Source organism: Modestobacter sp. DSM 44400, from assembly GCF_900107175.1.
In the GTDB taxonomy this organism is placed as follows: Bacteria; Actinomycetota; Actinomycetes; order Mycobacteriales; family Geodermatophilaceae; genus Modestobacter.
Window position 1 is genome coordinate 91139 of record NZ_FNOZ01000012.1, and the last position, 10930, is coordinate 102068.

Consider the following 10930-nt stretch of genomic DNA (forward strand, 5'->3'; position numbering starts at 1 on the left):
CCCTCGCAGGCTCGGGAACGCCAGGGAGGGGGCCGAAGAGCACCGGGGCAAGAGGGCGTCGGGCAGCCACGGGGGGAGCTGCCCGACGCAGTCGCCAGGCTAGCAGTCCGGGGTGCGCGGGGGCAGGCTCTCGACGCTCCCTGTGGGTCGCCTGTCGGACCGGCCGCGTCCGGCCGCCCGCGACCTGCGGTGTAGGACACTGGCGGACGTGACCGCCGTCAGCAGCCCGTCCGCACCCGACCAGCCCACCCCACCGTCGGTGAACGCCGCCCGGCTGGAACGGGCGCTGTTCGAGATCAAGCGGGTCATCGTCGGTCAGGACCGGCTGGTCGAGCGGATGCTGGTCGGCCTGCTCGCCCGCGGCCACGTGCTGCTCGAGGGTGTGCCCGGCGTGGCCAAGACCCTGGCGGTCGAGACGCTGGCCACCGTCGTCGGCGGCAGCTTCGCCCGCCTGCAGTTCACCCCCGACCTGGTGCCGGCCGACATCATCGGCACCCGCATCTACAAGGCCGGGCAGGACGCCTTCGACACCGAGCTCGGCCCGGTGTTCGCCAACTTCGTACTCACCGACGAGATCAACCGCGCCCCGGCGAAGGTGCAGTCGGCGCTGCTGGAGGTGATGGCCGAGCGGCAGGTCTCCATCGGCGGGGTGACCCACCCGCTGCCGGACCCCTTCCTGGTGCTGGCCACCCAGAACCCGATCGAGTCCGAGGGCGTGTACGCGCTGCCCGAGGCCCAGCGGGACCGGTTCCTGCTCAAGGTGCTCGTCGACTACCCGACCCCGGAGGAGGAGCGCGAGATCATCTACCGGATGGGCGCCACGCCTCCGCGGGCGCAGACCGTGCTCGGCCCGGACGACGTCCGCCGGTTGCAGCGCACCGCGCAGGAGGTGTTCGTGCACCATGCGCTCGTCGACTACGTCGTCCGGCTGGTGGTCGCCACCCGCGCCCCGCGGGAGCACGGCATGGACGACGTCGCCGGCTGGGTGACCTACGGCGCCAGCCCGCGCGCCTCGCTCGGGCTGGTCGCCGCCAGCCGGGCACTCGCGCTGATCCGCGGGCGCGACTACGTGCTGCCGCAGGACGTCCTGGACGTTACCGCCGACGTGCTGCGCCACCGGCTGGTGCTCTCCTACGACGCGCTGGCCGACGGCGTGCCGGCCGACCACGTGATCAAGCGGATCGTGCAGAGCGTGCCGCTGCCGCAGGTGACCCCACGCCAGCGGGCCGGTGGCTACAGTCCGGGCAACCCGGGCGGTCCGGTGGTGCCGGGCTTCGGCGGTCCGGGTGCGCCGGGCCAGCCCTCCTTCGGCGTCCCGGGCGGCCCCGGCCAGCCCTCCTTCGGCCAGCACTCCTTCGGCCCGCCCCCGGGCGCGCCGCAGTCCGGACCGCAGGGCGGGTACCCGGGCCCGCACCCCGCGTGACCGAGCTCGCGAGGTCACCGGGAGGCGCAGCACCGTCGGTCACGGCTCCGACGAGCGCTAGCGAGGAGGCGGCGTGACCGAGGCCCAGTCGCCTGCGAGGGCGGACTCGGCGCCGCCCCGCTTCGGGGGCGCTCCCGACGCCGCCTCCGTCGCGGTCCTGCTGCGCAGGCTGGAGCTGACCGTGCGCCGCCGGCTGGACGGGCTGCTGCAGGGCGACCACCTCGGGCTGGTCCCGGGGTCGGGCAGCGAGGCCGGCGACGCGCGGGCGTACCACCCCGGCGACGACGTCCGGCGGATGGACTGGCCGGTCACCGCGCGCACCCAGGCCCCGCACGTCCGGGAGACCATCGCCGACCGCGAGCTGGAGACCTGGGTCGTGCTGGACCTGTCGGCCAGCCTCGACTTCGGCACCGCCCAGTGCGAGAAGCGCGATCTGGCGATCGCCGGCCTGGCCGCCGTCAGCCACCTCACCGTGCGCGGCGGCAACCGGCTGGGCGCCGTGGTCACCACCGGCGAGCGGGTCGACCGGTACCCCGCGCTCTCCGGCCGACTGCCCGCCGACCGGCTCATGCGCTCCGTCGTCGCGACGCCACGCGCCGACGGCGGGCGCCGCGGCGACCTGGCGGCCGCCCTGGAGTTGCTCCGGCGGCCACCCCGCCGGCGCGGGCTGGTCGTGGTGATCTCGGACTTCCTGGGCTCCGACGCGCGTGGCCCCGCAGACTGGGAACGCCCGCTGCGCGGCCTGGGCGCCCGGCACGAGCTGCTGGCGATCGAGGTGGTCGACCCGCGGGAGCTGGAGCTCGCCGATGTCGGGCTGCTGACCGTGGTCGACCCGGAGAGCGGCCAGACCCTCGAGGTGCCCACCGGCAACGCTGCCTTCCGGCAGCGGTTCGCCGAGGGCGCCGCAGCCCAGCGCGCGGATATCGCCGCGGGTCTGCGCCGGGCCGGGGCAGCGCACCTGCAGCTGCGGACCGACCGCGACTGGCTGGCCGACGTGGTCCGTTTCGTCGCCGAACGCCGGCGCGCCGGCAGTGGAGGAGCTGCCCGATGACCTTCCAGGCCCCCTGGTGGCTGTTGGCCCTGCTCGCGGTGCTCGCCGTCGTCGCGCTCTACGTGGTGCTGCAGCTGCGCCGGGCCCGGTACGCCGCCCGGTTCACCAACGTGGCGCTGCTCGGTTCCCTCCTGCCCAAGCGGGCCGGTTGGCGCCGGCACGTGGCGTTCGGGGCGCTGGCGCTGGGGCTGGCCGCGCTGGTGGCGTCCCTGGCCGTGCCCAGCACCGAGGTGCGGGTGCCGCGGGAGCGGGCGACGGTGGTGATGGCGGTGGACGTGTCGCTGTCCATGCGGGCCACCGACATCGAGCCCGACCGGTTCTCCGCGATGCAGACCGCGGCCAAGGAGTTCGTGAAGGTTCTGCCGGCCCGGATCAACCTGGGGCTGGTGTCCTTCGCCGGGTCGGCGACGACCGTGGTCTCGCCCACCACCGACCGCGCCTCGGTCACCACCGCGATCGACAACCTGCAGCTGGCCGAGTCCACCGCGATCGGCGATGCAATCTTCACCTCGTTGACCGCCATCCAGAACTTCCAGTCCTCGCTGGACGCCCCGGTCGAGGACCTCCCGCCGGCCCGCATCGTGCTGCTGTCCGACGGCTACAGCACGGTGGGCCGGGAGGCGACGCAGGCGGTCGACGCGGCCAACGGCGTCCAGGTGCCGGTGTCCACGATCGCCTTCGGCACCGACTACGGCACCCTCGACCTGGACGGGGAGACGGTGCCGGTGCCGGTCGACCGTGCCACCTTGAAGCAGATCGCCGACGACACCGGCGGCAGCTACAGCGAGGCGGCCAGTGCTGCGGAGCTGAGTCAGGTCTACGAGGACCTCGGCAGCCAGATCGGCTACACGACCGAGCCGAAGGACATCAGCCCCTGGTTCGTCCGCGGCGGGCTGCTGTTCGCCTTCCTCGGCGTCGTCGCCTCGCTGCTCTGGACCAACCGGCTGCTCTGAGCCGCGCCCCGTGAGGGCATAGGAAGCTTTACACCCGCTTTCGCGGCCAAGACCGGGTGGAGAGCTTCCTATGCCTGGGGGTCAGCGGCGGGGGTGGAGGACGAGCTTGCCGGTGGTGCGGCGGGCCAGCAGGTCCTGGTGCGCCTCGCGGACGGCGGTCATCGGGTAGCGGCCACCGGAGACCGGCTTCAGTGCGCCCTCGGCGACCAGCGGGAGCAGGTCGCCCATCGCGTCGTCCAGCATGGCCGGGCGGCTGAAGCAGTGCGCCAGCCAGAAGCCGATGACGGCGCGGCTGGTACCCATCAGGGAGGGCGGCTGGACGGGCTTCGGCGGGACCCGGCCGGCCATGCCGTAGACGGCGAGCCGGCCGAAGGGCGCCAACGCCGAGAGAGCGCCGTCGAACACGTTGCCGCCGGTCATCTCCAGGACGACGTCGACCTTGTGGCCGCCGTTGGCCTCACGCAGTGCCGCGGTGAAAGTTTTGGGATCGTCCTCGGCCAGGGTGGGGTCGACGGTGGCGTCGGCGCCGAGCTGCTCGCACAGTGCGCGCTTGTCGGCGCTGGAGGCGGTGGCGATGACCCGGCCGGCGCCCCAGCGCTTGGCCAGCTGCACGGCGAGCGAGCCGACGCCGCCGGCGCCGGCGATGACCACCACGGACTCGCCGGGGGAGAAGTGCACGGAGGTCTTCAACAGGTGCCAGGCGGTCGCGCCCTGTAGGACGACGGCCAGCGCCTGCTCGTCGGTGACCCCGTCGGGTACCGGCCACGTGAGCCGGGGGTGCGCGGCGACCCGCTGCGCGTAACCGCCGCCGGGCAGCAGGCCGACCACCCGCGGACCGCCGTCCGCCGGGGTGCCGACGAACTCCGCGCCCGGCACCAGTGGCAGCTCCTGTGGCGCGAGGTAGGAGTCCTCGATCTGGTGGGTGTCTGCAAAGTTGACTCCTGCGGAGCTCACCTCGTAGAGCACCTCGCCGTCGCCCGGGACGGGGTCGGGCAGGTCGACGACGTCCATGACCTCGGGGCCGCCGAAGCGGGTGATCTGCACAGCACGCATGAAGGGGACGCTAGGGGATCACTCGATCACGCCGGTATGTGGTCGACCTAGGTGTCTGGGTCGGGCGTTCAGTGGTCCGCAGGGCTCAGGTCGCGGCTGGCCTCTGGGAAGCCGCTTCGGGCGTGCGAGCTTCGTCGCCCTGCTCGTGCGAGTCAGCTCTCTTGCTCCTCCGCAAGCTCGGCGCCCCCGTCGTCGACAGCGACATGCCCGAGCGAGTTGGGGAACCGATCTACGAGGGCGGCGATACGGAGCCGCATTCTCGGCGTTGGGGCACGGACGCGCTCGCGACGAGGCGCCGGATGTGGCGGCCCGACATCGGGTCGGCGATGACGCCGACCGTGGCGTCGGCCACCAGCCGGTGGCGTGCTGCTCGCCCATCGCCCTCCCCGGCGCCGTCGCCCGTGCAATCTCCGGGATACGCGTTCCCCGCAGCCGCTGACAAGGGTTGCGATCGTCATCCGACAAGACCCGGTTGATTCCTCTTGGCCTGACGCATGCCGATATGGGTATATGATGGCTGGCATGGCACGAGCAGCGACGACGTCGGACGTCTTCAACGCGATCGCCGAGCCGCAGCGCCGGGAGATCCTGGTGCTGTTGCGGGCGGGTGAGCGGCCGGTGACCGAGTTGGCCCAGGAGCTGGGGATGCCGCAGCCGGGGGCGTCCAAACACCTTCGGGTGCTCCGGGAGGTCGGGCTGGTGCGGGACCGCAAGGCAGGCAAGCAGCGCCTGTACGGCCTTGACGCCCGTGGGCTGCGACCGGTTCACGAGTGGACCGGCGGGTTCGAGCAGTTCTGGAGCGAGAGCTTCGACCGGCTGGACGCGTACGTGCAGGACCTCAAGCAGGCAAGGCAGGAGGAGTAGCTGATGAGCGCGACGGGACGAGGAGCGCCGGCGCATTGCGCGACGGCCGACCGCGAGATCGTGATCTCCCGGGTCATCAGTGCCCCACGGGAGCTGGTGTTCGAGGCGTTCACCGAGGTGCGGCACCTGTCGCGGTGGTGGGGGCCGGAGGGGTTCACCACCACCACGCGGTCCTTCGAGTTCCGCGTCGGAGGGGAGTGGAACTTCGTGATGCACGGGCCGGACGGAACGGACTACCAGGAGTGGATCTCCTGGACCGCGATCGTCCCGCCCGAGGGGATAGCGCTGCTGCACGGTGAGTCCCGCGGCGACCCGAACGCCTTCGAGTCGGTCCTCACGTTCGCGCCCGACGGGGCGGCGACCCGGATCGAGATGTGCACGGTGTTCCCCACCAAGGAGCTGCGCGACGAGGCGGTCGAGAAGTACCACGCGATCGAGGGCGGCCAGCAGACCCTGAGCAACCTGGCTGCCTACGTCACCGAGACCGTTCGGAGGGGAGCTGAGGGCTGATGGCCGGGAAGGTGTTCTTCAGCGTGTCGATGTCGCTGGACGGGTTCATCGCGCCCGAGTCCGTGCCCGTTGAGGACTTCTCCGCGCCCGAGAAGCAGGACGACCCGCAGGTCCAGCGCTGGATGGCGCAGTGGATGGAACTGCAGCAGTGGATCTTCCCGCAGCGGTTCTTCCGGGAGAACCTGAAGCTCGGCGAGGGCGGCGAGGAAGGGCGCGACAACGACATCGCGCGGGATACGTTCGAGCGCACCGGCGCGAGCGTCATGGGCAAGCGCATGTTCGACCTCGGCGAGCAGGCATGGCCGGAGGAGGCGCCGTTCCACACGCCGGTCTTCGTCGTGACGAACGAGAAGCGTGACCCCTGGGAGCGGCCGGGCGGGACCACCTTCCACTTCGTCAACGACGGCATCGAGCCCGCGCTCGACCAGGCCCGCGAGGCCGCCGGCGACCGAGACGTCCGCATCGCGGGCGGCGGCGCAACGATCCTGGAGTACGTGAACGCCGGCCTGATCGACGAGTTCTCGATCGCGCTCTCACCCGTGCTGTTCGGCTCCGGAATCCGCCTGTTCGAGGGCGTGGACGCGGGCCGCGTGGTCCTGGAGCCGGTCCGCGCGGAGCCGACGCAGCGGGTGACCCACCTGACCTACGCAGTCCGGGAGCGGTAGGCGCACGGCGGACGACACACGGCCGACGGCGGACGCGAAGGAACACCCACGCGGTTTGGCACGCCGACGGTTCTCCTGCCGGGATGACCAGCCCACCTGCTGGATGGCCGGGAAGGAGCCTGGAGGATCCGGTGGCACCGGGCCGCTCGGCGCCCATGAGAGACGATTCGCCAGGTGGAATGGCCAGGAACGGGCCCCGGATCGGGGGCCGAGTCAGGGATCAACTGACGAGGTGCGCACCAGCCTGGGCCGAGTCAGGTATCTGGAGACATAAGGCCGACCGCGAGCATCTACCGGCGAACGGCGGTGCCGCATCACAAGCGGATTGGCGAGCACTCACCATCTACGCGGCTTGACGGCACCTCCTTCCGAGACGAGCACGCGTCACACGCGCCTCCTACCGGTGGTGGGTGTCGGCAAAATTGACGCCGCTGGACGAGATGTCGAAGAGCTGCTCGCCCTCGCCGGGCACGGGGTCGGGCAGGTCGACGATGTCCATGACCTCAGGGCCCGCCGAAGCGGGTGATCTGCACAGCCCGCATGCTGGACAGGCTAGCGCCGGCCGTCGCCGCGGACAGAGGCAGCCACGATGGCCGACGGGGAGTCCGTGCCCGGCCGCTGAGGCTGGTGGTCAGTAGGAGGTTGACAGGCCGTCCGTGGACCCGGATGCGGTGCCGGCGGTGCTGAGCACTGCGGACAGTGGGTCCAGGGCGCCGGGAACGAGGGCGAAGTAGGCCCACACCCCGCGCTTGTCCCGGCTCAGCAGTCCGGCCTCGACGAGGACCTGGAGGTGGCGGGACACCGTCGGCTGAGACCGTCCCAGCAGACCGGTGCGATCACACACGGGGCTTCGCCGAGCTCATCGACGCTGCCGAGTGGCCCACGCCTGGGCGCGAGGCTCGGCAGGGGTCGCCGACACCGACGCGCTGGAGCAGGCGCTGGACGACGCGGTGGGGCTGCACTATGAGCGCTCGGCCAGCCGGGACGTCGCCTACGGCCTGCGCAAGATCATCGACATCGCGGTGCGCGCCTTGTCCCCGGGGATCAACGACCCGACCACGGCAGTGCACGCGTTGTCGCACGCGTCGGCGTTGCTGGGCGAACTGGCGGTGCGGCCCGCGGAGGACCGCAGGATCCGCGACGAGGACGGCGCCGTCCGGGTGGTCCTGCCGGGGTGGGAACTGGCGGCGCTGGTGGAGCTGGTGGTGGAGGAGCCGCTCCAGTTCGCCGAGTGACAACCCGCGGTGTTGCGGCGGATGGCCGGTCTGCTGCGCGAGTTCGCCTGGCGAGCTCGCGGCCGCGGTGCCGACGACCTGGTCCGCAGGTACACCGACCTGGTCGCGGAGACGGCTTTGCGTGCCAGCGAGGTCTCGGCGGAGGAGGCGCAGGCGTGGCGGGAGCAAGTGGCACAGGCGCTTGCCGGGGAGTGGCCGGCGGAGCGGCCCTGAGACCTCGAGCGTCAGGCGGACGTCTCGTGCCCGTGTGCCGTCGCATACGCCGCGAAGACTTCGGAGGTGTCGCCGCCCGCGTGGAGGAACTGGTCGTCGAGCAACCGGGCGAGGTCGGTCAGAGCCGCGGCCAGTGTGTCGGCGGCCACGCGCAGCTCCGCGTGCTCGGACACCCCGCCTCGCCCCGCGAGGTCCTGCGCGACCCAGATGGTCGCGGCCAGCGACGAGGCGGCTCCGGCGTCGCGAAGTAGTAGGTCACGGCGTACTGGGTCAGGTCGACCGTGGTCTGGGAGATGCCGGCGGCGAGGTCGAGCAACAGCGTCGCACCCGCAGCCGGGTGCGGGCGCGGGAGCTGCTCTGGGGCGTGGGCGCGGCGCAGCTGGTCAGCACCACCCAGCTCAGGACGACCAGCAGCAGCGACAGCGGCCCGGTGCGCGTCGACCGGCCACCGCTCCCACCGCCGCGTCCGGACAGCCGCCAGACGGCGCGCGGGACCCACTGGTCGAACCGGCCGCGGCCGCGGGGGTGCCAGAGGGTGTGGAACAGCTCGCGGAGGACCAGTGCCACCAGCACCGCTCCGGTGACGGAGACCAGCCACCCCATGGATCAGCTTCCCGCTGCTCGTCGGTACAGCCAGCGGCCGGGTGCTGCGGTGACGCCGTGTGCCACCGTGCTGGCTACGACGACGAGGCTCCCGGCAGCCCACAACCGGGGGTCGGACACCCCCTCGTCCTCGCTGAACGTCAGGTAGAACAGCGCGCTGACGCCGATCGGGCCGAACCAGCCCAGGAAGACCGCGTCCCGCAACCGGAGGTGGAGAGGCCGGGCGAGCGCCAGCAGTACCGGGGGTCGCCGCAGCAGCAGCACGGCGACGGGGAAGGCGAGCGCCGCCCAGCCGAGGTGGGCCCACTGCGTCCAGGGCAGTTCGATGCCCAGCAGCAGGAACAGCGGGAGGACGACGTAGCGGTTGACTGCCTCGTCGATCGTGTTCTGCGGGCCCACCTCGTTCTCGGCCACGGCGAAGTTGTAGGCCAGTCCGGCGACGAAGACCGACAGCACGCCGTCGGCGTTCAGCAGCCGGGCGACACCGAGGACCGCCACCGCCAGCACGAGCGTGAAGACGAACGAGGAGCCCTGGGAGACGTCGGAGTGCTGGAGCGCGAAGCTGACCGCCCGGCCGGCCAGCAGACCGATGATCACGCCGACCGCTACGCCAACGGCCAGCTGGTAGAGACTGTCCAGCACGGCGGAGCCCACGGACTCCCGCACGACCAGGGCGATGCCGACCAGCACGAGGGGCAGCGCGAGGCCGTCGTTGCTGCCGGATTCGGCGGAGATGAGCTGTCGGGTGCGGGCCGGCAGGTGCTCCTCGGCCGGCTTCCCGGTGACGACGCTGGAAGCCAGCACCGGGTCGGTCGGGGTGATGCAGGCGCCGATGAGCACGGCCAGCGCCACCGGCACCCCGAGCACCAGCCACGCGAGTGCCGCCGACAGCGCGGCCATGCCCACCATGCCGACGGTCAGGAGCACGGTGGTGGGACGTGCGATCGGTCGTAGCCGACGCACTGGATAGCGCAGCGACACGCCGATCAACGAGATGGCCAGCAGGATGCGCGCCACCTCGAGCAGCAGGGTCGACCGTTCGTCCTCCGGGACCTCGATCAGGCCGAGCACCCGCGGCCCGGCGAGCACCCCCAACAGCAGGGCCAGCAGTGGCTCGCTCAACGGCAGGTTCCGGATCTTCCCCGACATCGCAGCCAGCACGACGGCAAGGCCACCGACCAGGGCGTACCCGAGATGAAGTTGTTCCACGAGCTGTGCTCCAGGGGACGACGGGGACGTTGGGGACGGGCGGCGGCAGGGGCGCCGGTCAGCCGTCCTCGGGCGAGGGGTCCTCGGCCGGGTCGGGGAAATCGTAGGTCGGTACCGGGTCCTGACCTTCGGCCGCGACCATCGCGTCGATGGTCACCTCACCGGCCTCTGCGAAGGTGAACGTCACTGGGATCGACTCCGACGAGCGCAGTTCGGTCTGCAGGTCCTCCAACACGATCACCGGCATGCCCTCCGCACCCACGTACAGATTGTCATTCGCCTCGACCGTGAGCGCCAAGTCGCCGCCGCCAGGGACGGTGGCGTCCGCGAAGTCCGGCCCGCTCACTTCGGTGAGCGTGTCCGCCGTCGTCCCGGTGTTGGCGAGGCCCAGGACGAGACGCGCTTCCTCGCCGACCTGGTCGACCCCGTCGAGCGGGTACTCCAGCTGGACCTGGCGCAGCTTCACGTCCTCGCCGACCGGTGCGTCCGGTCCGATGGCCCCGCCCTGCACCTCTTCCCCGGGAGTGTTCGAGGGACGTCCTCGCCGCAGCCGCTGATCCCGAGCGTCAGCAGTGCCGCGGTGGCCGCCATCAGCCAGCGTCGTGCCGGCACAGTCGGGTACGAGCTGGTTGTAGCGCCATCGCATATCAGGAGGCGAGGCGCCAACGGAACGGCGCGTTCTCAACGCTCGCGATAAGAGGTTCCGCCGATAGGTGCGTGTCGGTGACAAGGGGCAGGCACGAGTCCCTTCGATCACGGCTCGGCTTCCGTCGGAGTGATCGGAAGGAGCCGACGGTGCGGTATCCCCAAACGGCCGCCCTAGCCTCGATCTTCCGTGATCTTGATGCGGAGCATGATCATCGGCTTCTGGTCCCGTGTGGGCGTCAGGATGGCATTGGGGTGTGACGGATCGGCCGATGTCGCTCGGGTGGGCGCCGGTTCCACAGGCCGGTGGGTGTCCTTCGGGTCGTCGGGTCAGGTCGCCGGGGGTCAGCCGGAGGCGGCTGCCGGGGCGGCGAGCACCGCGGTGGCGTCGCGGAGTCGTGCAAGCCCGTCGCGGACCAGCGCGGCCCAGGGGTGGTGTTCGGCCAGGTGCAGGATCCGTCGGCGTCCGGTGCGGGCCAGCGTCGCCGGGGTGGTGAACAGGCGGG

General features: G+C 71.8%; 13 protein-coding genes and 1 pseudogene. 8 read left to right on the forward strand and 6 right to left on the reverse strand.

Annotated features, from left to right (window positions below; all coding sequences use genetic code 11):
* Positions 1-184: 184 nt before the first annotated feature.
* The 3 genes and pseudogenes from BLW04_RS10225 to BLW04_RS10235 form a co-directional block, all read left to right on the forward strand.
* Positions 185-1195 (forward strand): annotated as a pseudogene (locus tag BLW04_RS10225) (AAA family ATPase); the annotation flags it as partial.
* A 301-nt stretch (positions 1196-1496) separates the two neighbouring features.
* Positions 1497-2474: a DUF58 domain-containing protein gene (locus BLW04_RS10230; protein ID WP_091539718.1), complete on the forward strand. Its 978-nt coding sequence runs from the start codon at positions 1497-1499 to the stop codon at positions 2472-2474.
* A complete protein-coding gene (locus tag BLW04_RS10235) occupies positions 2471-3427 on the forward strand; it encodes a VWA domain-containing protein (protein WP_091539721.1) in 957 nt (318 codons plus the stop codon). The genes BLW04_RS10230 and BLW04_RS10235 overlap by 4 nt, the downstream gene beginning before the upstream one ends.
* An 81-nt stretch (positions 3428-3508) precedes the next feature.
* Here BLW04_RS10235 and BLW04_RS10240 read toward each other — a convergent pair whose 3' ends face one another.
* Complete coding sequence (locus BLW04_RS10240; RefSeq protein WP_091539726.1) at positions 3509-4480, reverse strand: quinone oxidoreductase family protein; 972 nt, start codon at positions 4478-4480, stop codon at positions 3509-3511.
* Positions 4481-5002: 522 nt separating this feature from the next.
* On the opposite strand from BLW04_RS10240, the gene BLW04_RS10245 reads away from it, so the two are divergent.
* From BLW04_RS10245 to BLW04_RS10255, 3 genes are read left to right on the forward strand one after another with little or no spacing between them, the layout of a single operon-like run.
* Entirely contained in the window at positions 5003-5344 is a 342-nt protein-coding gene (locus BLW04_RS10245; RefSeq protein ID WP_091539794.1) for an ArsR/SmtB family transcription factor, read from the forward strand.
* A gap of 3 nt (positions 5345-5347) precedes the next feature.
* Entirely contained in the window at positions 5348-5854 is a 507-nt protein-coding gene (locus BLW04_RS10250; protein ID WP_091539729.1) for an SRPBCC family protein, read from the forward strand.
* Positions 5854-6519 (forward strand): dihydrofolate reductase family protein, encoded by a 666-nt coding sequence (locus tag BLW04_RS10255; RefSeq protein WP_091539732.1) that lies wholly within the window; start codon positions 5854-5856, stop codon positions 6517-6519. The genes BLW04_RS10250 and BLW04_RS10255 overlap by 1 nt, the downstream gene beginning before the upstream one ends.
* Before the next feature lie 631 nt (positions 6520-7150).
* Here BLW04_RS10255 and BLW04_RS10265 read toward each other — a convergent pair.
* Complete coding sequence (locus tag BLW04_RS10265; RefSeq protein ID WP_091539798.1) at positions 7151-7363, reverse strand: ArsR family transcriptional regulator; 213 nt, start codon at positions 7361-7363, stop codon at positions 7151-7153.
* 31 nt (positions 7364-7394) lie between these two features.
* Between BLW04_RS10265 and BLW04_RS10270 the strand changes: the two genes are divergently transcribed.
* Positions 7395-7754, forward strand: a complete 360-nt coding sequence (locus BLW04_RS10270) for a DUF2254 family protein (RefSeq protein WP_217630969.1) — start codon at positions 7395-7397, stop codon at positions 7752-7754.
* Positions 7755-7775: 21 nt separating this feature from the next.
* Positions 7776-7967, forward strand: coding sequence for a hypothetical protein (locus BLW04_RS10275; protein ID WP_139306800.1), 192 nt, complete (start codon positions 7776-7778; stop codon positions 7965-7967).
* Between the two features lie 11 nt (positions 7968-7978).
* Here BLW04_RS10275 and BLW04_RS26640 read toward each other — a convergent pair whose 3' ends face one another.
* The 4 genes from BLW04_RS26640 to BLW04_RS26645 form a co-directional block, all read right to left on the reverse strand.
* Positions 7979-8140: a hypothetical protein gene (locus tag BLW04_RS26640; RefSeq protein ID WP_175483986.1), complete on the reverse strand. Its 162-nt coding sequence runs from the start codon at positions 8138-8140 to the stop codon at positions 7979-7981.
* Positions 8141-8237: 97 nt separating this feature from the next.
* Positions 8238-8570: a hypothetical protein gene (locus BLW04_RS10280; RefSeq protein WP_091539741.1), complete on the reverse strand. Its 333-nt coding sequence runs from the start codon at positions 8568-8570 to the stop codon at positions 8238-8240.
* 3 nt (positions 8571-8573) lie between these two features.
* Positions 8574-9779 carry a cation:proton antiporter domain-containing protein gene (locus BLW04_RS10285; RefSeq protein ID WP_091539745.1) on the reverse strand — a complete coding sequence of 402 codons (1206 nt, stop codon included), beginning with the start codon at positions 9777-9779 and terminating at the stop codon, positions 8574-8576.
* 58 nt (positions 9780-9837) lie between these two features.
* Complete coding sequence (locus tag BLW04_RS26645; protein ID WP_175483987.1) at positions 9838-10245, reverse strand: copper chaperone PCu(A)C domain-containing protein; 408 nt, start codon at positions 10243-10245, stop codon at positions 9838-9840.
* Positions 10246-10930: the final 685 nt, after the last annotated feature.